The sequence below is a fragment of the Herbaspirillum frisingense GSF30 genome, from assembly GCF_000300975.2.
GTDB classification, from domain to species: domain Bacteria; phylum Pseudomonadota; class Gammaproteobacteria; order Burkholderiales; family Burkholderiaceae_D; genus Herbaspirillum; species Herbaspirillum frisingense.
The window spans coordinates 44,232-69,950 of sequence record NZ_AEEC02000019.1 but is presented as its reverse complement, the minus strand read 5'-3'; the positions used below and the strand labels follow the sequence as shown (position 1 = coordinate 69,950).

The window sequence follows — 25,719 nt, the reverse complement described above, 5'->3', positions numbered from 1 at the left end:
GCCAAGAGAAAAATCTCTTATTGCCGGGCGATCGGAGCAGCTTCTACTTTTAATCCTGGGCTTTCCGGCATTTTCCTTGGATCGGGGCCATGCGTTCGGGCCGGGTGCCAGACGCGCTGCACCTCTTGGCCTGGCAACCTGCTTTCTTGCCTGTACCGGCCTTAATGCAGATTTAATGAAGAATTAAATTTGCATTAATCCCAGTGGCAAACTGCGGTTCCATAATCTTTTCCGAGGGAGGGTCACGGTCCTGTTCCCTCGTCCTGATCGATATTGGTGGGAGCCCATGATGCAACTGAAGTCGTACTGGCTGGACACATCGCCGCCCTTCATGAGCCAGACCGATGCACTGCCCGAGGGCGGCTGCGACGTGCTGGTGGTTGGTGGCGGCATCACCGGATCGTCCGCAGCGCTGGCGCTTTCACGCAAGGGAGCTCAGGTGGTGGTGTGCGACGCCGACATCGTCGGCGGCGCTGCCTCCGGGCGCAATGGCGGCATGTGCAACAACGGCTTCGCCCAGGACTACGCGGCACTATCGCAGCGCCTGGGCAGCGAACTGGCCGACCGGATTTATCGAGCCTTCGATGCCGGCGTCGATACGGTCGAAAGGCTTGTCAGGCAGGAGTCCATCGATTGCGACTTCGCCCGTCACGGCAAGCTCAAGCTGGCCGCCAAGCCAGAGCATTACGACAAGCTGGCGCGCAGCCAGGAATTGCTGGCCGCCAGCGTCGATCCGCAGACCCGGCTGTTGACCCCTGCACAACTGCGTGACGAGTTGGGTAGCGATTGCTACCACGGCGGGCTGCTTCTCGAAAAAAGCGCGGGCATGCATGTGGGGCGCTATGTACGCGGCCTGGCGCATGCGGCACAGCGCCATGGTGCCGTGTATCTCGAACACACGCCGGTGCTTGGTCTTCAACGGCAATCCGGCAGCTATCTCGTGCGCACCGCGCGTGGTCCTTTACGTGCCCGGCAGGTGTTGCTGGCCAGCGGTATCTCGCAAATCGGTCCGTTCGGTTGGGTCCGCCGTCGCATCGTACCTGTCGGCGCGTTCTTGATCGTCACTGAACCACTCCCGCTGTCGTTGCTGGATGGACTGGTGCCGACGCGCCGCATGTATACCGACACCAAGAACTTCGTGAATTATTTCCGCGTCACGCCGGACAAGCGCCTGCTATTTGGTGGCCGTGCGCGCTTTGCCGCCTCCAATCCGCGTTCCGATGCGCGCAGTGGCGATATCCTGCGCCAGCAGATGCTCACTGTCTTTCCCGGACTCGCCGGGACGCGTATCGACTATTGCTGGGGCGGGATGGTCGACATGACCGCCGACAGGCTACCGCGTGCCGGCCAGCGCGAAGGCGTGTTCTATTCCATGGGCTACAGCGGTCATGGCACTCACATGGCGACGCTGATGGGAACGATGATGGCGGAGATCATGGAGGGGCATGTCGATCTCAATCCCTGGAAGGATTTTGCCTGGCCAGCCATTCCCGGCCACTTCGGTAAGCCTTGGTTCCTGCCCTTCGTGGGGGCGTGGTATCGGCTCAAAGACCGGCTGCGATGAGCGCGAGCGGGGCGGCGGCCGGACAGGATGTGCTGCGCGGTGGTCAAGCGCCTGCACCAGCGCTTGCAGCCGGCCAATGCAGGCCTAGACCTCTGGCGTTCCGACCAGCCCCACCACGACCCGATCACGGCCGGCCCGCTTGGCGTCGTACAGTGCCACGTCGGTGTGCGCCAGCAGGCTTTCCAGGTCGGCCGGCGGAGTCTCGAAGACGCTGCCACCCACGCTCAGGCTGACGGGGTCGGGTGTGGGGAAGCTCTTGCCGGCGACGTGGGCAAAGCCCTGTCGCAGGCTTTCCCCCAGACGGGTGACCTGATCGGTGCGGGCATCCTGCAGCAGGATCACAAATTCATCCCCGCCCAGGCGCGCCGCCAGTGCAGCCTCCGGCAAAACCTCGTGCAGCAGCATGCTCAAGGCTTCGAGCAGCTGGTCACCGGCAGCATGGCCGTGCAGGTCGTTGACCTGCTTGAAGTTGTCGATGTCGATCAGCAGCACTGCGCCGGGATGCTGGACGTTGGCCTGCGCCAGCAGCGCGGGGGCGCTGGTCTTGAGGGCGCGGCGGTTGAGCAGGCCGGTCAGGGGATCGCGGGCCGCCAGCTGGCCGATGTGCTGTTCGCGACGGTACCGCTCGGTGCCGGTCATCGACAGCGCGATCAGCATGATCGCCATCGCGCCTTCGATCAGCGATATCCGGATCACCGCGCCGCCAAAGGCCGCCAGGTCCAGCAGGGTGCCTGGCACGATGGCGACGATTGCCTTGGCGACATAGAACAGGCCATGCGCCAGCAGCACATACCGCAATTGCACCGCGCCCACGCTGAGCGATGCGCCATGCGGTCGCAACAGGTGACTGGCGCGCAGCGTGACGGCGGCGATCATCAACGACTGCACGCCCAGCATCACCCGTGACCACCAGGGTTGCGCAGGCAGGCACAACATCACCAGCCACAGCAGTGTGAGTAGCCACCAGCGGTGCGAGAGCCGGGTGCGGGTAAACCATGCCACGCCGGCCAGGAAGCAGGCGTGCGCGGCGATCAGCATGCCATTGGCGAACCAGATGCCGATGAGCAGGTAGCCGCGCGAGCGCAGCAATGCCAGGAAGGAACCGAGGGCGATGATGGCGAAGCCGCTGCTCCAGAGCAGGAGCGAGCGTTCGCGCACTACGCCCCATTCCACCGCCAGGTAGAGAGCAGCGGCCGCCGCCAGGGCGATGGTGAGGATAAGCAGGGTGGAGGGATCGAGAGCCATGGGGTGATACGGCACCGGCAGGCAGTACGAACGATGCGAGCGGTGCAAACGGTGCAAACGGTGCAAACGGTGGGAAGGGCAGGAACAGCCGCTATTGTAGCCGTCGTCCCGCATCCTGGCCGTGTCACCTCCATGGCGGCCCCGTCCCCGGGGGCGCCGGTCAGGCCGGCTCGGTCGATGGCCCGGTCGCCGTGGGGGAGGGGGGCGGCAGTTCGTCACCGCCCGGGATCTGCTGGGGCGAGAACAGCGGCAGCTTCTTCTTCACCAGCGGCAGGTTTTCGCGTTCGGTACCGTCCGGCAACACGGCCTGCTCGGCCGATAACCAGTTTCCATTGTCTGTGCTCGTGTGGCTCATTTTGTTTTCCTCGGGGTTGCGGAAGGGCCAGCTTGTCCGTTTTGGGCAAATGCCTCGTTGATGCAACGCAACCGGGGCAGGTTTTGATGAGAATTCTTCTTGTCGCTTGGATAATACGGTCCGGCTCGCGTACTATGCTTCCCATCCGGTGGTTATGCCGGACCAGCCTTGTCAGGCGGCAATTCCAGGACGCAACAGGAACACCATGTCACACCAGCAGAACTCGCAAGCCTCTTACACTGACCCGGCCCATGCCGTGTCCCTGCGGCAACTGATCCGTTCCGATCAGCTGATGGCGCTGCGCCAGACCGTGCTGCTGTCCATGCCGGTCAACATGCTGCTGGGCGTGATCTCGACCTTCGTGGCCTGGCGCTCGGGCAAGCTCTCCATTGCCCTGATCTGGCTGGCCTGCTCGGGGCTGGTCAATGTGTTGCGCATCCTGGCCTGCCGCATCCCGGTGGAGCGTCTGGCAGCGGCGCTGCCGTTGCTGGGTGCTCGCACTGTCGGCGATGGCGATCGCGTCACCGAACTCAACCTCCGACTGCACTGCCTCCTGGCCCTGATGTCGGGCATCGTGTGGGCCGGCGTCCCGCTGCTGTGCGCAGGCTATACCACGCCCGAGACTCTTTTCTATCTCACCTGCGTATGCGGCATCACGGCCGGCGCGGTGACCCACGGCTTCGCATTTGCTCGCATTCCGATCTGCTTCATCACGCCGCCGCTGCTGTCCATCATCTTTTGCCTGGCCACCATCGAGACCAGCGCCACCCGCATGGCACTGGCCGCAGCGGTGCTGCTCTACCTGGCCGCGCTGATCCGGGGCTCCAAGGTCAGCGAAGGCCTGGTCTCGCACGCCAGCGCGCTGAAGAACGAGGCCACCACCGCCAAGCAGGCGCTGGAAGTGGCCCACCAGGACCTGCACCGCTTCGCACAGAAGATGCAATATCAGGCCGAGCATGACCTGCTGACCGGTCTGCTGGGTCGCGCCGGTTTCATGGAAGTGGCGCCGCGCATGGTGGCGCGGCAGGAGCATGCCTTGTGCATGATGTTCCTCGACCTGGATGGTTTCAAGGTGATCAACGATGCCTACGGCCACGATGCCGGCGACCAGGTGCTGGTCGAGGTGGCACGGCGGCTGCAGGCCAGCGTGCCCGAGACCGCCACCCTGGCACGCCTGGGGGGCGACGAGTTCGTGATCCTGTACCCGCTGGCGCCGCAGGCTGAACCGCCGGAACAGCTGGCCCGGCGGCTCATCGCCGCCATCCGCCAGCCCTTCGCCCGTCTGGCGCACCGGCACATCGGCCTGAGCCTGGGCATCACCATCACCCGCAGCGATGACATCAACGAGATGCTGGTCTGCTCCGATGCCGCCATGTACGAGGCCAAGCGCCGTGGCCGCAACCAGTTCCATGTGTTCAACGACGACCTCAACGCACACCTGCAGATGAAGCGCGACGTCGAGCGCGACCTGGCCGATGCCCTGGCGCGCCGCCAGCTGGAGGTCTGGTTCCAGCCCATCATCCAGCATGATGGTCGCACCCTGGATGGCTTCGAAGCCCTGCTGCGCTGGCGTCATCCGCGCCACGGCGCCATCGCGCCGCCCGACCTGATCGAGATCGCCGCGCTGGCCGGCCTGTCGGAGGAGTTGCTGCGCTTCATCATCGGCGAGACCGGGGCCATGATCGCCTTCCTGCAGGCCAGCGGACGCCCGGACCTGCGGGTATCGATGAACATTTCGCCACGCGAGATGGAGCGCATCAGTGTCGATGAACTGGTGACGGAGATGCTGAAGTCGCGCCAGCTGCCGGCCCGGATGCTGGAAATCGAGATCACCGAAGAAACCGCCCTGGACCTGCAGGCCGCCAGCCAGAGCCTGGTGGCGCTGGCGATGCAGGGCGTGAGCATCGCCATCGATGACTTTGGCGTGGGTTATTCCTCGCTGGGCTTCCTGCGCCAGATGCGCGTATCGCGCGTGAAGATCGACCGCAGCTTCGTCACCGGCCTGACCGAGCAGACCGAAAACCAGGCGCTGGTGGCCGCGGTGCTGCAGTTGTCGGGGTCTTTCGGCTTCCAGGTGGTGGCCGAGGGCGTCGAGAGCGAGGACGACCTGCGCACCCTGCAAGCCCTGCAGTGCCATGCCATGCAGGGTTTCTATTTCTCCCGCCCGATGCCGGCGGACCAGGCGCGCCGCATGGTCAGTGCCCTGGCGCAGGTGTAGGCACGGAATCCCCCAATCCCCCTGTGGCTCCATGCGCCGTGATGACGCGGCGCTGACAAACTTGAAGCAGATCAAGCTTTGTCCGATCAGGGCGCCGCTCCCACCCCGGGGCGGCTATGCTGCGACACAACAAGCATGCCCGCGCATGCCCAGCCTCCCGGAGAATGCCATGTTCCCACCCGCCCAGGCCTCGCCTGCGCAGCGCTACGACCAACTCATCCGCGACGCCCTCGGTGCCCGGCCCATGCGGGTCGCCGTGGTCCATCCCTGTTCGGTCGAGGCCTTGCAAGGGGCGCTGGAAGCGCGTGATGAAGGCCTGCTCGAGCCAATGCTGGTCGGCCCCGAAGCCAGGATACGTCGCATCGCCGAGCAGGCCGGCCTGTCGCTGCAGGGTTTGCCTATCGAAGCGGTCGAGCACAGCCATGCGGCCGCTGCCCGCGCCGTCGAGCTGGCCGTGCAGGGCAGGGTGGGCGCCCTGATGAAGGGCAGCCTGCACAGCGACGAATTGCTGGGCGCGGTCGTCGCCGCCGGCTCCGGCCTGCGTACCGAACGTCGCATCAGCCACGTGTACGCGATGGCCATCCCCACCTATTCCAAACCGCTGGTCATCACCGACGCCGCCATCAACATCGCGCCCACGCTGGCGCACAAGCGCGACATCTGCCAGAACGCCATCGACCTGCTGCACGTGATGGGCGTGCCCCGTCCCCATGTGGCGGTGCTGGCGGCGGTGGAGACCGTCAATCCGGCCATGCCCTCCACACTGGATGCCGCCGCGCTGACGGTGATGGCGACGCGCCACCAGATCACCGGCGCGCTGGTGGATGGCCCGCTGGCCTTTGACAATGCCATCAGCCTGGAGGCCGCCACCATCAAGGGGATAGCCTCACCGGTGGCCGGCAGTGTGGACATCCTGCTGGTGCCGGACCTGGAGGCCGGCAACATGCTGGCCAAGCAACTGATCTACCTGGCGCAGGCCGATGCCGCAGGCCTGGTGCTGGGCGCACGCGTGCCCGTGATTCTCACCAGTCGCGCCGACAGCCTGCGGGTGCGCCTGGCATCGTCCGCGCTGGCCCGGCTGGTGGCGGCACGGGCCGCCGTGCAGGTATCCCCTCAGGAGGACGCATGAACCGCTGGCTGCTCACCTTCAATGCAGGCTCGTCTTCGATCAAGCTGGGCGTGTTTCGCCTCGACCAGGCCCGCGCCACCAAGATCGGGCAGGGGCAACTGGACCTGCACCTGACGCCGCTGCAATTGCGTCTGGAGATCGATGGCGTACGTTCGGCCATCGAGATCAAGGCCGACCCGATAGCATCGATGGACAAGGTGCTGGAAGAAGTGCTGCACCAGCTGGAAGTCGGCCATGAGCAGGGCGCCCTGTGCGCGGTCGGGCATCGCGTGGTGCATGGCGGCCTGCACCTGTCGCGCCCGGTGCTGCTGGACCCCGCCATCGAAGCCACGCTGGAAGCCCTGGCGCCGCTGGCCCCTTTGCACCAGCCCCAGAACCTGCGGCTGATCCGCGCCATCGAGCGTTTGCGTCCCGGATTGCCGCAGACCGCCACCTTCGACACCGCGTTCCACGCCACCCAGGACGCGCTGGCGCGCCGCTTTGCCCTGCCACGCAAGCTGCATGACGAAGGTGTGCTGCGTTACGGTTTCCACGGTATTTCCTACAGCTATATCGCCGATGAGCTGCGTCGGCGCGGCCTGCCCGAGGCACACGGCAACGTGGTGGTCGCGCACCTGGGCAATGGCGCCAGTCTGTGTGCGCTCCAGAACGGTCGCAGTGTCGATGCCAGCACCGGTTTCTCCACGCTGGAAGGCGTCCCCATGGGCACGCGTTGCGGTGCGCTTGATCCCGGCGTGTTGCTGTACCTGTTGCAGCAGGGGATGACCCCGGCCGCGCTGGAAGACCTGCTGTATCACCAGAGCGGCCTGCTGGGGGTATCCGGCGTGAGCGCCGATGTGCGCACGCTGCAGCAGAGCGAGTCCATCCCGGCCCGTGAAGCATTGGAGCTGTTCGCGTTGCGCTGCGCCGGCGAGGCGGCACGGCTGGCCACCACCCTGGGCGGCATGGATGCACTGGTCTTCACCGCCGGCATCGGCGAGCATGACGCCCGCATGCGCACCGCCATCTGCCGCCGGCTTGGCTGGCTGGGCATCAGGCTGGACCCGGCCGCCAATGAACAGCATCTGGAATGCATCAGCAGCCAGGCCAGCCGCCTGCGGGTGCTGGTGATCCCGACCAATGAGGAACAGGTCATTGCCGACGACGCGGCCAGACTGCTGATGGGGAAGGAGCGATGAGGGTGTTCGCGCAAGGCGCGGAGCCAATGGCGTCGACAGCGACGGCGCGCTAGTCGCCGGCCGCTGCTGCTTTCTTGCGGGGACGGGGCGGCTTCTTTGCAGCGACAGCGGATGGAGCGGCCGTGGTGGCGGTCACCGCCACTGAGGCCTTCATGAACCACGCCAGTACCGACTCGGCGGTCTTGCCGTCCACGATGTGCGGCACACAGCGGTAGGAGAAACTGACGCCCTCGCACAGCGCCATCAGGCCGATGGCGATCTCGCGCGCCGGTGCGGCGGGGGTGACCCCGGTCAGGTCGCAATAGGCCTGCACGAAACAGGTGATCTGGCGGTAACGCTCTTCCAGGTAGACATCGAGCTGCAGGCGGAACTTCTCGTCGCGCAGGGCCACGATGCGCGCCTCCATCCACAGCAGGCTGCACTTGTCGTCGCGATAGAGCGCCGAATACTGCTCGGCCAGCGCATCGCGCAGGGCATCGGGATCGGTCACTCCACCATCGAGCAGGCGCTGGAAGCCACGGTCGATGCTCTCGCCCTCGCGCCGGAGCAACTCGAAGAACAGCTCGGTCTTGTCGTCGAAGTTGGAATAGAACGCGCCCCGCGAGTAGCCCGCCGCCGTGCTGATATCCTCCACGCTGGTAAGCGCATATCCCTTTTGCATGAAGACCGCGTGCGCCGCCTCCAGCAGCCTTGCGCGGGTCTGCTCGCGACTTTGTTCGCGGCTCAGTCGTTGGCGTGGTGGGCTTGGTTCGCGTGTCATGGGGCAGGATTCTAACACTGTTGTATTCAAATACAGGATTGCATCTGAATTCATATCTGCATTAGAATCGCTGAACTTTTGTAAAGACCACCCTCGAGGATGCGGAGCGCCCGGCGATCCGACCCTACCTTCCTGAAAGGAAAGCTGTGAAGCCCGATCCGCGTCCCCGTGTCCTTCCCCTGCATCTGTCTCTACCCCGGCGCGTACCGCTCGGCCTGGCCGCGGCGGCCCTGGTACTGACCCTGTCGGCCTGCAGCAAGCCGGCGCCGGTGGCCGACGCCCCGCGCGAAGTGGTGATCCTGCAGCCGCAGGAACGGGACGGCGGACAGCCTTTGCATCTCCCGGCCGAGGTGCAGTCGCGCTATGTGACCTCGATGTCCTTCCGTGTCGCCGGCCAGCTGGTGGAGCGCCGCGTGCACCTGGGCGACGTGGTGCGCAAGGGCCAGGTGCTGGCCCGCCTGGACCCGTCGGATGCCGATCAGAATGCCGCCTCCGCCCGCGCCGAACTGGCCTCGGCACGCCAGCACCTGGACGCCGCCGAGAAACAGTTGCAGCGCGATACCGCCCAGGCCCGCGAACAGCTGATCAGCGCCCAGCAACTGGAACAGAGCCAGGATGCCCGCGCCGCTGCACTGGCGCAGTTCCAGGCGGCCCAGGCACGTGCCTCGGTGGCCGGCAACCAGCGCGACTACACCACCCTGGTGGCCCAGCATGACGGTGTCATCAGCGCCGAACAGGCCAATACCGGTGACGTGCTCAACCCCGGTCAGCCGGTCTATTCGCTGGCCTGGTCGGGCGCGGTGGATGTGGTCACCGATGTCGCCGACCGCCAACTGGCCGGCCTGCAACCTGGCCAGCCCGCTACCGTCACCCTGGCCGCGTTGCCGGGCAAGACCTTCAAGGGCAAGGTGCGCGAAGTCAGTCCCGCCGCCGACCTGCAGAGCCGCACCTACCGCGTCAAGGTCACCCTGGAACAACCCGACGCCAGCGTGCGCCTGGGCATGACCGGCGATGTCGTGATCACGCCCGCCGTTCCCTCCGGCCAGGCCAAGGTATTGCTGCTGCCGGCGACTGCGCTGTTCCATCAAGGCGGCAAGCCGGCGGTCTGGATCGTCGGCGGCGAAGGCAAGCTGGAACTGCGTCCGGTGACGGTATCGGCCTATGGCGAGCGCAGCATTTCGCTGTCGCAGGGCGTGGCCGCGGCTGACAAGGTGGTGGTGCAGGGCGTCCATACCCTGACCGCAGGCGAGAAGGTCAAGCCGGTCGCCCCGCTGCACGCCGAGGACTTCGCCCTATGAGCGCGCCCGGCCGTTTCAATCTCTCCGCCTGGACGCTGCAGCACCAGGCGCTGGTGACCTTCATCCTGGCGCTGGTGACGCTGCTGGGCATGGGCTCCTATAACCGGCTCTCGCAGTCCGAAGACCCGCCCTTCACCTTCAAGGTCATGGTGATCCAGACCGACTGGCCCGGTGCCACCGCGCGTCAGGTACAGGAGCAGATTACCGACCGCATCGCCCGCAAGCTGCAGGAAACGCCGGATGTGGACTTCCTGCGCAGCTATTCCCGTGCCGGCCAGTCGCAGCTGTTCTTCACCATCAAGGACACCGCGCCCGCTTCGCAGGTGCCGCAGACCTGGTACCAGGTACGCAAGAAGGTCGGCGACGTCGCCGCCACCCTGCCGCAAGGCGTCAAGGGACCTTACTTCAATGACGAATTCGGCGACGTCTACACCAACATCTATGCACTGGCCGGCGACGGCTTCACGCCCGCACAACTGCGCGACTATGCCGACCAGTTGCGCGGCGAACTGTTGCACGTGCCGGGTGTGGCCAAGATCGATTACTTCGGCGAGCGCCAGGAACACATCTACATCGACATCGGCAATGCCCGCATGACGCGCCTGGGCATCAGCCCGCAGCAACTGGCCGATGCCATCGGCGGCCAGAACGCCGTGGTGCCGGGCGGCCTGATCACCACCGGCAACGACCGCGTCTATGTGCGTCCTACCGGCCAGTTCGACAACCTGCGGGCACTGGAAGACAAGGTCATCCACCTCAACAACCGCAATTTCCGGCTGGGTGACATCGCCACCATCCACCGTGGCTACGACGAACCCCAGGAACAGGAAATGCGCGCCAACGGCCAGCCGGTGCTGGGCATCGGCGTGACCATGCAGCCCGGTGGCGACGTCATCCGCCTGGGCAAGGCCCTGGATGAGCGTACCGAAGAATTGCGCAAGCGCCTGCCGGCCGGCCTGACCCTGACGGCGGTCTCCAGCATGCCGCACGCCGTGGAAAAATCGGTCGACGATTTCCTCGAAGCCGTGGCCGAGGCTGTCGCCATCGTGCTGGTGGTGAGCCTGGTCTCGTTGGGCATCCGCACCGGCATGGTGGTGGTGATCTCGATTCCCATCGTGCTGGCGGTGACCTCACTGTTCATGTACATGTTCGACATCGGCCTGCACAAGGTCTCGCTGGGCACCCTGGTGCTGGCATTGGGCCTGCTGGTGGATGACGCCATCATCGCCGTCGAGATGATGGCGGTGAAGCTGGAGCAGGGCTGGAACCGCCGCCGCGCCGCCGCCTTCGCCTACACCAGCACCGCTTTCCCGATGCTCACCGGCACCCTGGTGACGGTGGCCGGCTTCCTGCCGATCGCCCTGGCCAAGTCCGGGACCGGCGAATACACCCGTTCCATCTTCGAAGTCTCGGCCATCGCGCTGCTGCTGTCGTGGCTGGCGGCGGTGGTGCTGATCCCGCTGCTGGGCTACCACATGCTCAAGGAAAAGCCGGGTGCGCTCACTGACGAACAGATCGCCGCCAATCCACATGCCGGCCATGACGAGGAAGACCACGATCACCCCATCTACCAGACCCGCATCTACACCCTGCTGCGGCGCTCGGTGTCCTGGTGCGTGGCCTTCCGTGGCCGCGTGGTGATCGCCACCACACTGCTCTTCATCGGTTCGCTGGCCGCCTTCGCGCTGGTGCCGCAACAGTTCTTCCCCAGCTCCGACCGGCCCGAACTGCTGATCGACATGCACCTGCCCGAGCGCGCCTCCTTCGAGGCCACCCAGCGCGAAGCCATCCGCATGGAAGCCCTGCTCAAGGACCGGCCGCAGATCGATCACTACATCAGCTTCGTCGGTGTCGGTGCACCGCGCTTCTACCTGCCGCTGGACCAGCAACTGGCCAGCCCCAACTTTGCCCAGTTCGTGGTCACCGCCAAGTCGGTGGAAGATCGGGAAGCCCTGGCAAAGGCGCTGGAAGAGCCGCTGCGCAAGCAGTTCAGCGGCGTGCGCACCCGCATGACGCGCCTGGAAAACGGTCCGCCGGTCGGCTTCCCGGTGCAGTTCCGCATCAGTGGCGAGCAGATTCCCAAGGTGCGCGCCATCGCCGAACAGGTTGCCGCCGAAATGCGCAAGGAGACCCGTGCCACCAACATCCAGTTCGACTGGGATGAACCGGCGCAGCGTTCGGTCTCCTTCGAGATCGACCAGAAACGCGCCGGTGAGCTCGGCCTGAGCAGCCAGCAGATTTCCAACTTCCTGGCCATGCAACTGTCGGGCTACACCATCACCCAGTACCGCGAGCGCGACAAGCTCATCAGCGTCGATCTGCGCGCGCCGCGCAGCGAACGCGTCGACCCCTCGCGCCTGGCCACGCTGTCCATGCCCACCCCTAACGGCCCGGTGCCGCTGGCGACCCTGGGCAAGTTCCACAACACGCTGGAATACGGCGTCATCTGGGAACGCAATCGCCAGCCCACCATCACCGTGCTGGCCGATGTGCGAGCAGGCGTGCAGGGTATCGACGTGACCAACGATGTCAACCAGAAGCTCGACGCGCTGCGCGCCGAGCTGCCGGTGGGCTACCGTATCGACGTCGGCGGCCCGGTGGAAGAAAACGCCAAGGCGCAGTCCTCGATCTCGGCACAGATGCCGCTGATGTTCATCGCCGTACTGCTGTTGCTCATGGTGCAGCTGCAAAGCTTCGGCCGTACCCTGATGGTGGTGATGACCGCCCCGCTGGGTCTGATCGGCGTGGTCGGTGCGTTGCTGCTGTTCGGCCAGCCCTTCGGCTTCGTCGCCATGCTGGGGACCATCGCCATGCTGGGCATCATCATGCGCAACTCGGTGATCCTGGTGGACCAGATCGAGCAGGACATCGCTGCCGGCCGTGGCCGCTTCGACGCCATCGTCGGTGCCACCGTGCGTCGCTTCCGCCCGATCACGCTGACTGCGGCCGCCGCCGTGCTGGCGCTGATCCCGCTGTTGCGCAGCAACTTCTTCGGCCCGATGGCCACCGCCCTGATGGGCGGCATCACCATCGCCACCATCCTGACCCTGTTCTACCTGCCGGCCCTGTATGCGCTGTGCTACCGGGTCAAGCCGGATGAAACCCATCATCGCGACAACGCCGCGCAAGGGAGCCACTGATGAGCGCCGTCCGTTTTCCCCCCGCCCCGCGCACCCTGGCGCTGGCCGCAGCGCTGCTGGTCTCCGGTTGCGCCCTGGGTCCGACCGGCGAGGCACCGGCCTCGCCCCAGCCGGCCCACTACGCCGTCGATGCCACACCCGCCACCCTGGGGCCGCAGGAGGCGCGTCAGAAATTCGTGCTCGGCCAGCGCGCCGTACCGCAGTGGTGGCGTGCCTATGGCTCGCCGGAACTGTCCGCATGGGTGGAGGAGGCCCTGCGCAGCAACCATTCCCTGGCCCAGGCTGATCGCAATCTGGCCGCCGCCCGCCTCCAGTTGCGCGCCCAGATCGATGAATCGCTGTGGCCCACCATCGATGCGGTCGGCCAGGCCCAGCGCCAGCGCGCCCTGGGGCTGCCCAATCTGGGGCCGACCACCAACCTGTACAACGTCTTCGCCGGCCAGATTCGCGCCAGCTATACCTTCGACCTGTTTGGCGTGGAGCGCTTCGCCAACTCGGCGGCTGCAGCCCAGGTGGATGCGCAGTCCTACCAGTTCGACGCGGCACGCCGCTCGGTGGCGGCCAATGTAGTGATCACGGCCATCAATGCGGCTTCCCTGCACGCGCAGGTGATGCATACCGAACGCCTGGTGGCGCTGGCCGATGCCGATGTCGAGGAGATGCAGCGCCGGCTGGCGCTGGGTGCGGTGTCACAGGATGAGTTGCTGTCGGCGCAGGCCAGCGCGCAGTCGCTGCGCGCCAGCCTGCCCGCCATGAAAGCGCAGTGGCAGGCCTCGCGCCATGCGCTGGCGGTGTTGATGGGACGCACCCCGGACGCTGCGCCGGCCGATCTGGATATCACCCGCCTGCAACTACCCGGCGAAGTGCCGCTGGCCTTGCCTTCGGAACTGCTGCGCCAGCGGCCCGATATCCTGGCTGCCGACGCCGCATTGAAGGTGGCTGCCGCCGAGCAGGCGCTGGCCACGGCCGAGATGTTCCCCAGTCTGTCCATCAGCGCCTCCTTCGGCCAGTCCGGTTTTTCCTGGGCCAAGGCGACCAGTGGGGCGGGTGCGGTGTGGGGACTGGGGGCTTCGTTGACGCAGCCGCTGTTCCACGGCGGCGCTCTCAGCGCCCGGCGTGATGCTTCCAAGGAGGCCTATCTCGCGGCCGAGGCCAATTATCGCCAGACCGTGTTGAATGCCTTCCAGAACGTGGCCGATAGCCTGGTGGCGCTGACCCAGGATGCTGATGCCCTGCAAGCCTCCACGGCGGCGCGCGCGGCCAGCGAGCAGGGCTGGCGCAATGCCCAGCGACGCGCCCAGCTGGGCGCCTACCCGGCCAGTGCCGCACGCGCAGGCGAGCGCCAGTATCTCAATGCCAGGCTGGGCGAAGTGCGTGCCACGGCCAACCGCATGAGCGATACCGCCACCCTGTTCCAGGCCATGGGCGTGGGCATCGAAGCACCTGCCCAGCAGGCAGCGGCCAAGCCCTGAACGGACAGGGCGGGAGCACCCAGCGGGCGCTCCCGTCCCTTTCCTATCCCATTCTCTCGTCAACCGCCCATGTACTGCTGGAACAGGTGGCTGAACAGCCGGGTCAGGTCCTTCATCAGCATCGCCCCGCCGCGACCGGCGTGGGCTTCGAACGCGATGCTCATCGTACCGATGAAGACGGCCAGGCGCAGGGTGGTGGTGTGCATGATGGGCTCCTTGTGGTGGCGGATTGCTGTGTCGATGGAGTCATCTTGCACCGGTCCGGTCATGCCCGGATGTCAAAAAGCGACGCCCGCATTTCAGTTGAAATAATTTTTCTCCGCTGTCAGTTATTCGTCAGTCAAGCGGCAAACAGCTCAGCTATATTCTCACGTGGTGGTAGGTCTTCAGGGGCAGCGTTATCGCCGCCGCGAACTACAACAACAATGAAATCCGCGCGAGCGGACAGAAGAGAATCGGGGAATCCATGTCGAGAATGCCGGTATGCCTTGCAGCACTGCTGCTGGGTGGTTGTGCCTCCATCACGGGCACGCAGACGCAACCCATTTCAGTCATTGCCAACCAGGGCAGCCAGATCATCTCGGGTGCCAGCTGCACGCTGAGCAACGACGTCGGCAAGTGGTACGTCAAGACCCCAGGCAGCGTGGCCATCAAGAAGAGCACGGGTGATTTGCTGGTGGAATGCGCCAAGGACGGTGTGAGCGGTCAGCAGAACGTGGTCTCGCGCGCCAACACCAATGTGTGGGGAAACCTGCTGCTGGGTGGCCCGATCGGCTATGTGGTCGATCGCAGCAGCGGTGCCGGTTTCGATTATCCTGACTCGGTTACGGTGACGCTGGGCAGCCGTCTCGGGGTCCTGCCTTCGGCTGGCGTCGCGGGCGGTACGGCCAGTCCCGATCCGACCCCGCCTGATGGCCGCTGGCGTGCCGTCATGTCCTGCGATGCTAACCGCTTCAACAAGGATTCCAAGCCTTTCCAGGCAAATTTCATCGCCGAGGTCGATGGTAACCGTGTGAGCCTCAAGCGCCGTACCAAGATTGCAGAGGAGGTGATGTCCGGCACCATCATGGGCGAATCGCTGAGCCTGGATGGCATGGGTTACCGCTTTGAGAATCCCGCCAACACTTGGACCTTCAAGATCGATGGCGTCTTCATGGGCAATGCCAAGATCTATAACGGCAAGGGGCCGCAACTTGCCAAGAATGGCATGGTGGCGCGACAGTGCACGGTATTGATGATCCACACCGATGTGCCGCCGCCACCGCCCAAGAACGGGCCACCCGAGGTGGCCGCGACGCCTGCTGCCGCCCAATAGGCGCAGCGGGCTCAGCCCTTGCTGGCCCCGAAGGTGAGGCCGGCCACGAATTGCTTCTGCATCACGAAGAACAGGATCACCGAGGGCAGTGCCGCCAGGATGGAACCGGCCGAGACCAGGTTCCAGGCGGTGGTCCACTGTCCGCGCAGGGCCGCCACGCCCACCGTGATGGGCGCCACGTCGTCCCCCTGGGTCAGCACCAGCGCCCAGAAGTAATCGTTCCAGACGAAGGTGAAGACCAGCACCGCCAGGGCCGCCAGCGCGGGCCGGATCAGCGGCAGCACGATGCGGTAGAACACGGTCCACTCGCTGGCGCCTTCGATGCGTGCAGCCTCGATCATCTCGAAGGGCAGCTGCTTGATGAAATTGCGCAGGAACAGCGTGCAGAAGCCGGTCTGCATGGCGATGTGGAACAGCATCATCCCGGTGATGGTGTTGAACAGGCCCAGCGACAGCGACAGGTCCCGCACCGGGATCATCAGGATCTGCTGCGGCACGAAGTTGCAGGCCACGAAGGTGGCGAAGAGCACCGTATTGCCCCGGAACTGGTAGGTCGACAGCGCAAAGCCGGCCATCGCCGCCAGCGAGATCGCACCGATCACCGAGGGAATGGTGATCAGGCAGCTGTTCCAGAAGTAATGCAGCATGGGCGAGGCGGTCAGCGCTTCGCGGTAGTTCTCCAGCATGGCGAAGTCCTGCGGCCAGCCCCAGTAGTTGCCGGCCATCAGTTCATCGTTGGAGCGCACCGAGGTCACCAGCGCGGTCAGCATCGGCAGCAGCCAGATCAGCAGGGCCACCGGCACCGAGATACGGTACAGCGCCCGATTGAACGGCTTCCATTTTTCTATCGGCATGGGAAACATGGCGATCCCTCTTTTCTTCGTTAGCGTTCGGCGCGCAGCATGCGGCGCAGTTGGTAGATGATGTAGACCAGCATGATGGCGAACAGCGTCACTGCCACCGCGGCCGAGTAACCCTGGCGGTAATACTTGATGGCCTGGTCGTAGGCGTAGTAGGCCAGCACGGTCGAACTCTCGTAAGGTCCGCCGCTGGTCATCACCGAGATCAGGTCGAAGCTGCGCAACGCGCCGATGATGCTGACCACGAAGGCCATGAAGGTGGTCGAGCGCAGCTGCGGCAGGATCACGTAGCGCAGCATGCTCCAGCCCTTGGCGCCTTCCATGCGCGCCGCTTCTACCTGGTCGTGGTTCAGTGCCGTCAGCCCGGTGAGATAGAGGATCATGCAATAGGCAGTCTGCGGCCACAGCGCCGCGAAGATGATGCCGAAGGTGGCGTAGCGGGCGTCGCCCAGCACCGGCACGCCTTGGCCCAGGATCAACGACAGCAGGCCGAAGCTGGGATCGTAGAACCAGCTGTAGATCAGTCCCACCACCACCCCCGAGAGCACGAAGGGCGCGAAGAACAGCGACTTCACCACGCGCATGCCACGCATCTTCTGGTTCAGGTAGAGCGCGATGGCCAGCCCCATGGGCGGCGCCAGCAGGAACATCAGCAGCCATAGCACATTGTTCTTGAGCGCCGTGTAGAAGGTCGGCGCGTGGAACAGTTCGACGTAGTTGGCCAGGCCGACGAACCTGGGATCGGTCATGCCATCCCAGCTGAAGAAGCTGAGATAGATGGTGTACAGGATCGGATAGAGCACATAGACCAGCGTCATCACGCAGGCCGGCGCCAGGAACCAGAAGGCGGCACGGTTGCGACGGGCGGCTCTGCGCTGCGGGCTGCTGGCCGGGGTGGCTGATACCGCAGATGTGGCAGATGTGGCCGTTGCATCGGTCGCAGGCGGCTGCGCGGCGGAAGTGGGCGCGAGCATGGCTGGGTCTCCTTCAATTTCTGCGGGCCATTCCCGCCGCCGTCGGCGACCGGAATGGCCCGGGTGGGTCTCTATCTGCCAGCGCTCAGGACTTCTTGTAGATGCGCTTGCGGGCCTGTTCCAGATCGTTGAGGACATCATCGAGCTTGTTCGGATCGCTGACGAACTTCTGCATGCCCTTCATGCCTTCATCGGCCATTTCCTTGGTCATGTCGCGATCATAGAACTGCGAGATGCCGCCCTTGGCATTGGACAGGATCTCGAAGCCGATGCGCGAGATCGGGTCGCTCGGTGCCGGCGACTTGCTGTTGGCCGGCAGCGATCCCAGGCCCTCGGCCAGCTTGGCGCTGATGGCGGGTGTTCCCACGAAGGCGATGAAGCGGTGCGCATCGGCCTTGTTGCGTGCCTTGGCCGGGATGTGGATCGATTCGGTCGGACCTTCCTCGGCCGTCGGCACGGCGGCATCGATGATGGGGAACTGGAAGTAACCCATCTCCGGTGCCAGCTTGGCCGGGAAGCCCTTGGCGATGAAGGTGCCCATGAGCATCATGGCGGCCTTGCCCTGGAACAGGAAGGGCTGGGCGCCGTCCAGGTCGTAGGACAGGGCGTTGTCGATGAAGACCTTGTTGTCGATCAGGCTCTTCCAGGCGGTATAGACCTTTTTCACCCGAGGGTCGGTGTAGGCGACGTCGCCGGCCATCAGCTGCTGGTGGAAGGCATTGCCGTTGATGCGCAGGTCGAGGTAATCGAACCAGCCGGCCAGGGTCCAGGCGTCGCGACCACCGACGGCGACCGGGGCGATGCCGGCGGCCTTGAGTTTCTTGCAGGCTTCCAGGAATTCATCCCAGGTCTTGGGTTCGCTGGCGATGCCGACCTTCTTGAACAGGTCCTTGCGGTAGAACATGCCCCAGGAGTAGTAGACGGTCGGTGCCGAATACTGCTTGCCCTGCCAGGACGAGGCTTCCTTGGTGGAAGCATAGGTGCTGTCCCAGCCGTTCTTCTTCCAGTCTTCGCTCAGGTCTTCCAGCAGGCCGCGGCTGGCGTAGAAGGCCATGCGCTCGCCGTTGTGCCAGTTGATGATGTCCGGCGCCTGGGTCGACAGCCAGCCCGGCAATTGCACCTTGTAGGCTTCTTCCTCGATGAAGGAGGCCTTGATGTCCACGTCCGGGTTGGCCTTCTTGAATTCATCCATCGTCGATTGCCATACCGCGCGCTGGACCGCCCCCTTGTAGGCGATGTTGACGGCCAGGGTGCCGGCCATGGCGGCGCTGCTCCAGGCGGATGCGGCCAGGCAGCCGGCGATCACGGTCATGCGAATCATCTTGTTCATTGTCGTCTCCGAATGTTGGTTTCAAAACAGCTGCGTTGTCGATGCTGTGACCGACCTGCGCAGCTTCTTTTTCAGTTCTGCCAGGTTCTTTGCCCATCTTGCGCAGGTCTCTTGCCTGCTTGTGCACGGCAGCCGCGGCTGCCGTGCGTTCTTCCAGAGTGAGGCCGGCGTCCTGCCTAATCGGGTTTGCTGCTGCGGTAGATCGCCACGCCCTGCGGTTCCAGGCGGGCCTGTCCCACCAGGAACTGTGCGGTATCGGTCTGCGGCAGCTGTATCGGCGCATCGCTGTAGTTGAAAGCGAATTGCAGGCCGCCGCGCTGCTGCAGGCGCAGGCCTTCTGGCAGACGCTGGGGTGTCAACCCGGCGGCGCGTGCGACCTCTTCGAAATAGCGCGTGGTCAACCCGCTATCGAAGATGCCGGCAAGATAATGGGCCCGTTCCTTGCGCACGATGGCGGGGTGGCCATCCCCGAAGCGGGCGATGGTCTGCAGACCATCGCCATCGGCTTCGATCAGGTCGCGCCAGTAGCGGCCCTGTCCTTGTTCGCTACCCCATTGCACCGGCTCGCTGACGTTGGGACGCATCGATTCCACGCGCCAGACGCGCATCGGCAGCAACTCTTGCAGGGAGCCCGGCGGCAGCGTGTCGGGAATCTGCAGCGAGCCGGTCTTGGAACCGCTGCGCGGACCGAACACCACCTGCGCGCCGCTTTTCGCGATGCGACCCGGCAGGTCGTCCGGCACGATGGGCAGCGGCGGCACCACGATCATGGCGTAGCCATCGAGGTTCGCGTGCAGCGGCACGATGTCCACATCCAGCCCCAGCGCACGCAGGGTGGAGTAATAGTCGAAGGCGAAGTGCGCATATTCGAAGTCGATACCCTGGAAATGGATCTCGAAGAGCCACTTGGCGTCATAGTCGAACAGTAGCGCCACCTTGCCGCGTGGCTGTGCCAGCGCACCATGGCTGGCTTCGACCGCGAGGATTTCCTGCGCCACGCGCTCGGCCTCCGCGCCGCCCACGTCGAGGCGATTGTCGGGACGGTTCAGGCCGGCATGCAACTGTTCCTGCGCGAACGGGCACTGGCGCCAGCGGAAGTAGGACACGCAGCCGGCGCCGTGGGCGAAGGCTTCCCAGCTCCACAGACGCACCATGCCCGGCAGCGGATGCGGGTTCCAATGTGCCCAGTTCACCGGCCCCGGCTGCTGCTCCATCACCCAGAAGGGCTGGGCCGACATGCCGCGATAGAGGTCATGGTTGAAGCTGGCGAAATCCGGATGACCGGTGCGCAGCCAGCGCGCCTTGGTGTCCTGGTCGAACCACATCACCTCCAGCGCGCCCAGCGGATAGCTATCCCAGGTGGCCACGTCCAGGTCGGCCGCGACCGGATAGTGATCGAACTCCAGGAACATCTGCATGAAGTTGTGCACCATCAAGCGACCCGGCGAGAGCGGACGCAAAATCTCGACCTGCATGCGGTTGTAGCGCACCACCTCGTCGGAGGCGAAGCGGCGGTAGTCCAGGCGATGGGAAGGATGGGCTTCGGTCACCGTGCCGATGGGCGCATCGATCTCATCGAAGCTGCGATATTCCATGCTCCAAAACACCGTACCCCAGGCGCTGTTGAGCGCGTCGATGCTGCCGTAGCGCTGGCGCAGCCACTGGCGGAAGCGGCGCTGCGCCGACGGTGAATAGCTGACCACGGTCTGGTGGCAGCCGTATTCGTTGTCCAGTTGCCAGGCGGTCACGGCCGGGTGCTGGCCATAACGCTCGCCCAGCAGGCGTACGATGCGTTGCGATTCTTCGTAATAGGAGTCGGACGAGAAATCGTAGTGACGACGGGAGCCAAAGGCGCGCTCGCGGCCATGGGCATCGACTGCCAGCACATCGTCATGACGGTCGATGAGCCACTTGGGTGGCGTCGCAGTCGGGGTGCACATCACCACCTCCAGACCATGCCGGGCCAGCACGTCGATGGCGCGGTCCAGCCAGTCCCAGCGCAGGTCGCCCGGCGACGGTTCGATGCGGCTCCAGGCGAATTCGCCGATGCGCACCTGCTTGATGCCCAGCGCCTGCATGCGTTGCGCATCGCTTTCCCACATGGCCTCGGGCCAATGTTCAGGGTAGTAACAGACTCCCAATCGTAACGACATGGTCGTGATTCCTTAGCGGTAGTGAAGCGTGGAAGGAGAGGTGCGGCAGTGGTCGCGGCCGCAGCCCGTGGTTCAGGCCGCCGCAGCCAGACCGGGAGCAGGCTGCCTGCGCGCCAGCGCCACGCCGTCCTGGTCGAAGAGATAGGTGCAGTCGGGAGACACCGAGACGCGCAGGCGTTCGCCACGGGCGATGTGGGCATCCCCCGCCGCCTTGGCGACCAGGGGTTGGCCGGCTGGCTCATCCAGATGCACGTAGGTCTGCTCGCCCAGGCGTTCCACCAACACCACCTCACGGGTGATGCCGTACGGGCTCTGCTGGCCACCAGGGCTGCCATGGCCGATCTCCATATGTTCGGGACGCACGCCCAGCGTCAGCATCTGGCCCGGCTGTACGGCGCCCTGCGCGGCCACCAGCACGGTCTCGTCGCTGCTGGTCAGGCGCACCAGGATGCCCTGGTCCTGCACGCCAACCACCTGCACCGGCAGGAAGTTCATGCGCGGCGAACCGATGAAGCCGGCCACGAAGCGGTTACGCGGATGGTGGTACAGCTCCATGGGTGTACCGACCTGGGCGATGCTGCCGAAGCGTTGCGTGTCGGCTCCGGCATGCAGCAGCACGATGCGATCTGCCAGGGTCATGGCCTCGACCTGATCGTGCGTGACATAGACCACGCTGGCCTGTTCGAACTGGCGGTGCAGGCGGGCGATCTCGATGCGGGTCTGGCTGCGCAGCGTGGCATCCAGGTTGGACAGCGGTTCGTCGAACAGGAACACGCCCGGACGTCGCACGATGGCACGTCCGATCGCCACCCGCTGGCGCTGGCCGCCCGACAATTCCTTGGGCTTGCGCTGCAGCAGTTCTTCCAGCTGCAGGATGCGTGCGGCCTCGCGCACCTTCTGCTCGATCTCGACCTTGGGCAGCTTGGCCAGGGTCAGCCCGAAGCTCATGTTCTCGAACACCGTCATGTGCGGGAACAGCGCATAGCTCTGGAACACCATGGCCACCGAGCGCTGTGCCGAGGGCACATCGTTGACACGGCGCCCGCCGATGAAGAGATCACCGGAGGAGAGGTCTTCCAGCCCCGCGATCACCCGCAGCAGGGTCGACTTGCCACAGCCGGAAGGGCCGAGGAAGACACAGAATTCATGCTCGCCAATGTCGAGGTCCACATTGCGGATCACCGGCGGCGCATCGCCGTAGGCTTTTTGTGCTGCACGCAAGCTGATGCTGGCCATCACGTCTTCCTTACAGAAATGGATTGCAGGGCAGGACGCCGCAAGGGCAGGGCGGACGTCAGGTCGAGCCTAAGGTTAAGCGCTTAATCAAACTATCCAAAAAAAAGATCGCCTGAGTTTCCTGTGTGCAATCGGGGTTGTCTCCACGTCGTTGTTCTGATCGCGTTGCCGCCTTGGTGGCGGCAAATAATTTCGGTCGATCATACCCATCTTGAATCGGCCCTGCAACAACAATCCTGTAACCGCAGGCCGACAGGAATTTGTCAGCCGCCGCGGGATTGGCACGCGCCGTGATGGTGGACTGCGTTGACAAGCCCGACATAAGCGGATTGAATGCGAGGGCTTCCAACTCCATGCAGCCATGACCACCTTATCCGAAGTCGCCCGTCTGGCCGGTGTCACCTCGGCCACCGTCTCCAACGTCCTGCGCCAGCGCGGCAAGGTCGGCGAGCAGACGCGCCAGCGTGTGCTGGACGCAGTTGCCCAGCTCGGCTATCGGCCGCACCTGACAGCGCGCGCACTGGCCGAGGGACGGGCGCCGACGCTGGCGCTGGTGGTCTCCAGCATCGCCAACCCCTTCTATCCCGAGTTCGCCCTGGCCGCTGAACGTGCCGCGCGTGATCGTGGCCGCTTCCTGATCGTCTGCAACACCAATGACGATCCCGATATTGGCCGCGCCTATCTCGACCAGATCGCCGGCACCTTGTCCGATGGTGTGCTGATCATGAATGCCAACCTGCCCATGGATGAGCTGCGCAAGACCGAACAGCGCGGTGCACCGGTCGTGCTATGCATGTGGGAAAAGCCCGATGCGCCGCCGGAACTGCCCTGCATCGCAGTGGACTTCCATGAGGCCGGCGCAATCGCCGCACGTCATCTGCTGGGGCTGGGTCACCAGTGTTTCGCCGCGCTGGTGGGCAGCAAGAAAAGCGGCATCCATGCCGAACGCTATCGCGGATTTTCCAGCGCCTGCGCGCAGGCCGGTCACAAGCACCCGCTGCAGCGCACCCGTTACATCAACGACACCGTCGAGGCCGGCTATCGCGCCACCATGGAATTGCTCAAGGAACATCCACAGGTGACCGCCATCTTTGCCAGCAATGACCTGCCGGCACTGGGCGCGATGAATGCCATCGCCGATCTCGGGCTGAACGTACCGCGTGACATTTCCGTCACCGGCATCACCGATATCCAGTGGGCGCGGGTCTCGCGTCCGGCCTTGACCACGGTGGCAGTGCCGACCGAAGAGGCGGCGCGCATGTCCATCGATCTGCTGCTGGCGCTGATCGAGCGCCGCAGTCCTTCGCCGGTGATGCGGGTGACCGCCACGCCGCAACTGGTGGAGCGCGCCTCGACCGCAGCGCCACGCAAGCGCAAGGGCTGATCAGCGCACCTGCAGGCTCTCCAGATACGCACAGAACATGTCGGCTATGGCTTCGCCATAGGCGCGGACGGCCCTGGGCTGTTGCGCGCTGCGCGAGAGATGTTCACCCACCGAAGAGAGCGTGGTCATCACCAGTTCGCCGGCGCGCTTGCGTCGCGGTGTCGGCACGCCCGGCAGGGCCTCGCGCATGAAGGTGGCGATGATCGCATCCCATTCCTGGATCAAGGCTTCGGACTCCACCGCATCGCGATAGAGCGGCGCCGCATCGGCCAGCGCCAGCCGGACCTGGGCTTCCTCGAATTCGCTGCGGATGAAGGCATGTACCAGTTCCCGCAGCCGTCTGGTCGGCGGCTTGCGCTGGTCCTGCAGCAACTGGCGCACCATCCCGGTGGTCTGCTGCCATTCGTCGGCCTGCAGACGGAACAGGATGGCTGCCTTGTTGGGGAAATACTGGTACACCGATCCCACGCTCACACCGGCCCGCTCGGCCACCCGCGCGGTCGTGAACCGTTGCGCCCCCTCGCGTAGCAAAACCTGAACAGCCGCTTCGAGAATGGCGGCGACCAGCTCGGTCGAGCGGGCCTGCTGCGGCGTCTTGCGCAGGGAAATCTGGGGGCGGCGGGGCTTGGGCATGGTGCAGGAAGTGGTCGTAGGGAATGCGAATGGAAAACCTGACGAAATGATCGCATACTGCGTATCGACAGGATGTGACGGATTCGTCGCATTCTAGCCTGGGTGGTCGCGACCTTCAATCGGAACGGTGCAGGCCCGGCAGGCATCCTCACCTCGTCTATCTCCAAGGACATACCATGACTATCAAACCGGCTGACAAGCCTGCTTCCCTGACGCCGCTGGCCAGCCCCGGCGCGGCGTCCTTCATCGTCTTTCTCAGGCTCGCCCCGCTGACGCTGGCGGTCTTCATCGCCTTTCTCACCATCGGCCTGCAGTTGCCGGTACTGCCCCTGCATCTGAAGGATGCCCTGGGCATGAATGCCACCATGGTCGGCGTGGTGGTCGGCGCACAGTTCGCGGCAGCCCTGCTGTCCCGTGCCTGGGCCGGCAACCAGGCCGACATGCACGGGGCCAAGCGCGCGGTGGTCATGGGCTTCATCGCCGCTGCGGTTTCGGCGCTGATCTATCTTGCTTCCCTGGCCCTGCTGGATCGACCTGCGCTGTCGGTGCTGGTCCTGCTCGTCGGCCGCGTGGTGCTGGCCCTGGGCGAGAGCCTGGTGGTCACCGGCACCATGAGCTGGGGCATTGCGCTGGTCGGCCCGCAGCATGGCGGCAAGGTCATGGCCTGGCTGGGTATCGCCATCTATGCCGCCATGGCTTGCGGGGCGCCGCTGGGGGTGGCGGTCAGCCATGTGTATGGATTTGCCGGCATCTGCATGGTGAGCCTGGCCATTGCCCTGCTGGCACTGGCGCTCATCGCCGGCCTGCGCCCGGTGGCACCCGGCGCCAGTCGTCGCACGCCCTTCTACAAGGTGTTGGGCGCGGTATGGCAGCCTGGGCTGGGGCTGGCCCTGTCCAGTGTCGGATTCGGTGTCATCACGGCGTTCATCGCGCTGCTGTTCGCTGCGCGTGGCTGGGGCGATTCTTCGCTGGCCTTTACCAGCTTCGGCGTGGCCTTCATCATCGCCCGCCTGCTGTTTTCGCATCTGCCTGATCGCATCGGTGGCGCCAGGGTGGCACTGGTCTGCGTGCTGATCGAAGCCCTGGGTCAGTTGCTGATCTGGCAGGCTGATGCCAGCGCGTTGGCCTATGCCGGTGCAGCCCTGACCGGCTTCGGCTATTCGCTGGCCTTCCCCGGCTTCGGCGTGGAGGCGATGCGTCGCGCACCACCCCAGACCCGTGGCCTGGCCATGGGCGCCTACGTGGCCTTCCTTGATCTGTCGCTGGGCATCACCAGCCCCCTGGCCGGCGCATTGGCCAGCCAGGTGGGGGTGCAGGGCGTGTATCTGGCGGGAGCGGTCCTGGTGGGATTGTCGATGCTGGTGGCGCTGCATCTGATGCGCTCACCCGGCGAAGGCACATGAGCACCGTCGGGTAGCGCGTCAGGTGCTAGGGCGCTGACATGAAAACGCCGCTGTCTGTGCAGCGGCGTCATT

20 protein-coding genes and 1 pseudogene are annotated in these 25,719 nt (G+C 65.0%); 10 read left to right on the top strand and 11 right to left on the bottom strand.

Translation table 11 applies throughout. The features are described 5' to 3' along the window. The first annotated feature begins 289 nt into the window (after positions 1-289). On the top strand, positions 290-1,564 hold the full coding sequence (locus HFRIS_RS14335; protein ID WP_006464112.1) for an NAD(P)/FAD-dependent oxidoreductase: 1,275 nt from the start codon (positions 290-292) through the stop codon (positions 1,562-1,564). An 84-nt stretch (positions 1,565-1,648) separates the two neighbouring features. Here the strand turns inward: HFRIS_RS14335 and HFRIS_RS14330 are convergent, their stop codons facing one another. Then, entirely contained in the window at positions 1,649-2,809 is a 1,161-nt protein-coding gene (locus HFRIS_RS14330; RefSeq protein ID WP_006464111.1) for a GGDEF domain-containing protein, read from the bottom strand. A 160-nt stretch (positions 2,810-2,969) separates the two neighbouring features. Then, on the bottom strand, positions 2,970-3,164 hold the full coding sequence (locus HFRIS_RS25570; RefSeq protein WP_006464110.1) for a hypothetical protein: 195 nt from the start codon (positions 3,162-3,164) through the stop codon (positions 2,970-2,972). A gap of 205 nt (positions 3,165-3,369) precedes the next feature. Here HFRIS_RS25570 and HFRIS_RS14320 point away from each other — a divergent pair, with 205 nt between their 5' ends. The 3 genes and pseudogenes from HFRIS_RS14320 to HFRIS_RS14310 all read left to right on the top strand — a co-directional run bounded on the left by HFRIS_RS14320 (position 3,370) and on the right by HFRIS_RS14310 (position 7,689). Further along, the gene (locus tag HFRIS_RS14320) at positions 3,370-5,382 is read left to right on the top strand and encodes a putative bifunctional diguanylate cyclase/phosphodiesterase (RefSeq protein ID WP_006464109.1); all 2,013 of its coding nucleotides are present in this window, start codon (positions 3,370-3,372) and stop codon (positions 5,380-5,382) included. Positions 5,383-5,593: 211 nt separating this feature from the next. After that, a pseudogene (locus HFRIS_RS14315) lies at positions 5,594-6,511 on the top strand (bifunctional enoyl-CoA hydratase/phosphate acetyltransferase); the annotation flags it as partial. Next, complete coding sequence (locus HFRIS_RS14310) at positions 6,508-7,689, top strand: acetate/propionate family kinase (protein WP_006464107.1); 1,182 nt, start codon at positions 6,508-6,510, stop codon at positions 7,687-7,689. The pseudogene HFRIS_RS14315 and the gene HFRIS_RS14310, both read left to right, overlap by 4 nt. Positions 7,690-7,738: 49 nt before the next feature. Here the strand turns inward: HFRIS_RS14310 and HFRIS_RS14305 are convergent, their stop codons facing one another. Then, the gene (locus tag HFRIS_RS14305) at positions 7,739-8,449 is read right to left on the bottom strand and encodes a TetR/AcrR family transcriptional regulator (protein WP_039875822.1); all 711 of its coding nucleotides are present in this window, start codon (positions 8,447-8,449) and stop codon (positions 7,739-7,741) included. A 185-nt stretch (positions 8,450-8,634) separates the two neighbouring features. Here HFRIS_RS14305 and HFRIS_RS14300 point away from each other — a divergent pair, with 185 nt between their 5' ends. Genes HFRIS_RS14300 through HFRIS_RS14290 form a run of 3 tightly spaced genes read left to right on the top strand, consistent with a single transcriptional unit; the run spans position 8,635 to position 14,359 of the window. Beyond that, the gene (locus tag HFRIS_RS14300) at positions 8,635-9,747 is read left to right on the top strand and encodes an efflux RND transporter periplasmic adaptor subunit (protein WP_051110923.1); all 1,113 of its coding nucleotides are present in this window, start codon (positions 8,635-8,637) and stop codon (positions 9,745-9,747) included. Further along, entirely contained in the window at positions 9,744-12,887 is a 3,144-nt protein-coding gene (locus tag HFRIS_RS14295; RefSeq protein WP_006464102.1) for an efflux RND transporter permease subunit, read from the top strand. Before HFRIS_RS14300 ends, HFRIS_RS14295 begins: the two co-directional genes overlap by 4 nt. Next, positions 12,887-14,359, top strand: a complete 1,473-nt coding sequence (locus tag HFRIS_RS14290; protein WP_006464100.1) for an efflux transporter outer membrane subunit — start codon at positions 12,887-12,889, stop codon at positions 14,357-14,359. Before HFRIS_RS14295 ends, HFRIS_RS14290 begins: the two co-directional genes overlap by 1 nt. A 59-nt stretch (positions 14,360-14,418) precedes the next feature. On the opposite strand, the gene HFRIS_RS25450 is transcribed toward HFRIS_RS14290, so the two are convergent. Further along, complete coding sequence (locus tag HFRIS_RS25450; protein WP_161625977.1) at positions 14,419-14,565, bottom strand: hypothetical protein; 147 nt, start codon at positions 14,563-14,565, stop codon at positions 14,419-14,421. Between the two features lie 260 nt (positions 14,566-14,825). On the opposite strand from HFRIS_RS25450, the gene HFRIS_RS25825 reads away from it, so the two are divergent. Beyond that, the gene (locus HFRIS_RS25825) at positions 14,826-15,674 is read left to right on the top strand and encodes a hypothetical protein (RefSeq protein ID WP_244436298.1); all 849 of its coding nucleotides are present in this window, start codon (positions 14,826-14,828) and stop codon (positions 15,672-15,674) included. Between the two features lie 11 nt (positions 15,675-15,685). On the opposite strand, the gene HFRIS_RS14270 is transcribed toward HFRIS_RS25825, so the two are convergent. The 6 genes from HFRIS_RS14270 to HFRIS_RS25270 form a co-directional block, all read right to left on the bottom strand. Beyond that, positions 15,686-16,537: a carbohydrate ABC transporter permease gene (locus HFRIS_RS14270; protein ID WP_006464096.1), complete on the bottom strand. Its 852-nt coding sequence runs from the start codon at positions 16,535-16,537 to the stop codon at positions 15,686-15,688. 20 nt (positions 16,538-16,557) lie between these two features. Beyond that, on the bottom strand, positions 16,558-17,508 hold the full coding sequence (locus HFRIS_RS14265; RefSeq protein WP_006464095.1) for a carbohydrate ABC transporter permease: 951 nt from the start codon (positions 17,506-17,508) through the stop codon (positions 16,558-16,560). Positions 17,509-17,593: 85 nt separating this feature from the next. Further along, positions 17,594-18,838 (bottom strand): ABC transporter substrate-binding protein, encoded by a 1,245-nt coding sequence (locus HFRIS_RS14260; RefSeq protein WP_006464094.1) that lies wholly within the window; start codon positions 18,836-18,838, stop codon positions 17,594-17,596. 176 nt (positions 18,839-19,014) lie between these two features. Continuing rightward, a complete protein-coding gene (locus HFRIS_RS14255; protein ID WP_039875818.1) occupies positions 19,015-20,991 on the bottom strand; it encodes a beta-galactosidase in 1,977 nt (658 codons plus the stop codon). A gap of 72 nt (positions 20,992-21,063) precedes the next feature. Continuing rightward, positions 21,064-22,227: an ABC transporter ATP-binding protein gene (locus HFRIS_RS14250; protein ID WP_006464092.1), complete on the bottom strand. Its 1,164-nt coding sequence runs from the start codon at positions 22,225-22,227 to the stop codon at positions 21,064-21,066. A 58-nt stretch (positions 22,228-22,285) separates the two neighbouring features. Continuing rightward, entirely contained in the window at positions 22,286-22,582 is a 297-nt protein-coding gene (locus HFRIS_RS25270) for a hypothetical protein (protein ID WP_152486696.1), read from the bottom strand. A 6-nt stretch (positions 22,583-22,588) separates the two neighbouring features. Here HFRIS_RS25270 and HFRIS_RS14245 point away from each other — a divergent pair, with 6 nt between their 5' ends. Then, positions 22,589-23,611 carry a LacI family DNA-binding transcriptional regulator gene (locus HFRIS_RS14245; RefSeq protein ID WP_006464091.1) on the top strand — a complete coding sequence of 341 codons (1,023 nt, stop codon included), beginning with the start codon at positions 22,589-22,591 and terminating at the stop codon, positions 23,609-23,611. Here HFRIS_RS14245 and HFRIS_RS14240 read toward each other — a convergent pair whose 3' ends face one another. Continuing rightward, complete coding sequence (locus HFRIS_RS14240; RefSeq protein WP_006464090.1) at positions 23,612-24,244, bottom strand: TetR/AcrR family transcriptional regulator; 633 nt, start codon at positions 24,242-24,244, stop codon at positions 23,612-23,614. A gap of 176 nt (positions 24,245-24,420) precedes the next feature. Here HFRIS_RS14240 and HFRIS_RS14235 point away from each other — a divergent pair, with 176 nt between their 5' ends. Continuing rightward, the gene (locus HFRIS_RS14235; protein ID WP_006464089.1) at positions 24,421-25,647 is read left to right on the top strand and encodes an arabinose transporter; all 1,227 of its coding nucleotides are present in this window, start codon (positions 24,421-24,423) and stop codon (positions 25,645-25,647) included. The last annotated feature ends 72 nt before the right edge of the window (positions 25,648-25,719 follow it).

What these genes read in the sequence shown, in the direction of transcription:
- HFRIS_RS14320 (WP_006464109.1), top strand. Translation starts at nt 3,370, where the DNA reads ATGTCACACCAGCAGAACTCGCAAGCCTCTTACACTGACCCGGCCCAT.
- HFRIS_RS14290 (WP_006464100.1), top strand. Translation starts at nt 12,887, where the DNA reads ATGAGCGCCGTCCGTTTTCCCCCCGCCCCGCGCACCCTGGCGCTGGCC.
- HFRIS_RS14245 (WP_006464091.1), top strand. Translation starts at nt 22,589, where the DNA reads ATGACCACCTTATCCGAAGTCGCCCGTCTGGCCGGTGTCACCTCGGCC.
- HFRIS_RS25570 (WP_006464110.1), bottom strand. Translation starts at nt 3,164, where the DNA reads ATGAGCCACACGAGCACAGACAATGGAAACTGGTTATCGGCCGAGCAG.
- HFRIS_RS14335 (WP_006464112.1), top strand. Translation starts at nt 290, where the DNA reads ATGCAACTGAAGTCGTACTGGCTGGACACATCGCCGCCCTTCATGAGC.
- HFRIS_RS14270 (WP_006464096.1), bottom strand. Translation starts at nt 16,537, where the DNA reads ATGTTTCCCATGCCGATAGAAAAATGGAAGCCGTTCAATCGGGCGCTG.
- HFRIS_RS25825 (WP_244436298.1), top strand. Translation starts at nt 14,826, where the DNA reads ATGTCGAGAATGCCGGTATGCCTTGCAGCACTGCTGCTGGGTGGTTGT.
- HFRIS_RS14305 (WP_039875822.1), bottom strand. Translation starts at nt 8,449, where the DNA reads ATGACACGCGAACCAAGCCCACCACGCCAACGACTGAGCCGCGAACAA.
- HFRIS_RS14255 (WP_039875818.1), bottom strand. Translation starts at nt 20,991, where the DNA reads ATGTCGTTACGATTGGGAGTCTGTTACTACCCTGAACATTGGCCCGAG.
- HFRIS_RS25270 (WP_152486696.1), bottom strand. Translation starts at nt 22,582, where the DNA reads ATGGAGTTGGAAGCCCTCGCATTCAATCCGCTTATGTCGGGCTTGTCA.
- HFRIS_RS14330 (WP_006464111.1), bottom strand. Translation starts at nt 2,809, where the DNA reads ATGGCTCTCGATCCCTCCACCCTGCTTATCCTCACCATCGCCCTGGCG.
- HFRIS_RS14295 (WP_006464102.1), top strand. Translation starts at nt 9,744, where the DNA reads ATGAGCGCGCCCGGCCGTTTCAATCTCTCCGCCTGGACGCTGCAGCAC.
- HFRIS_RS25450 (WP_161625977.1), bottom strand. Translation starts at nt 14,565, where the DNA reads ATGCACACCACCACCCTGCGCCTGGCCGTCTTCATCGGTACGATGAGC.
- HFRIS_RS14310 (WP_006464107.1), top strand. Translation starts at nt 6,508, where the DNA reads ATGAACCGCTGGCTGCTCACCTTCAATGCAGGCTCGTCTTCGATCAAG.
- HFRIS_RS14265 (WP_006464095.1), bottom strand. Translation starts at nt 17,508, where the DNA reads ATGCTCGCGCCCACTTCCGCCGCGCAGCCGCCTGCGACCGATGCAACG.
- HFRIS_RS14235 (WP_006464089.1), top strand. Translation starts at nt 24,421, where the DNA reads ATGACTATCAAACCGGCTGACAAGCCTGCTTCCCTGACGCCGCTGGCC.
- HFRIS_RS14250 (WP_006464092.1), bottom strand. Translation starts at nt 22,227, where the DNA reads ATGGCCAGCATCAGCTTGCGTGCAGCACAAAAAGCCTACGGCGATGCG.
- HFRIS_RS14240 (WP_006464090.1), bottom strand. Translation starts at nt 24,244, where the DNA reads ATGCCCAAGCCCCGCCGCCCCCAGATTTCCCTGCGCAAGACGCCGCAG.
- HFRIS_RS14260 (WP_006464094.1), bottom strand. Translation starts at nt 18,838, where the DNA reads ATGAACAAGATGATTCGCATGACCGTGATCGCCGGCTGCCTGGCCGCA.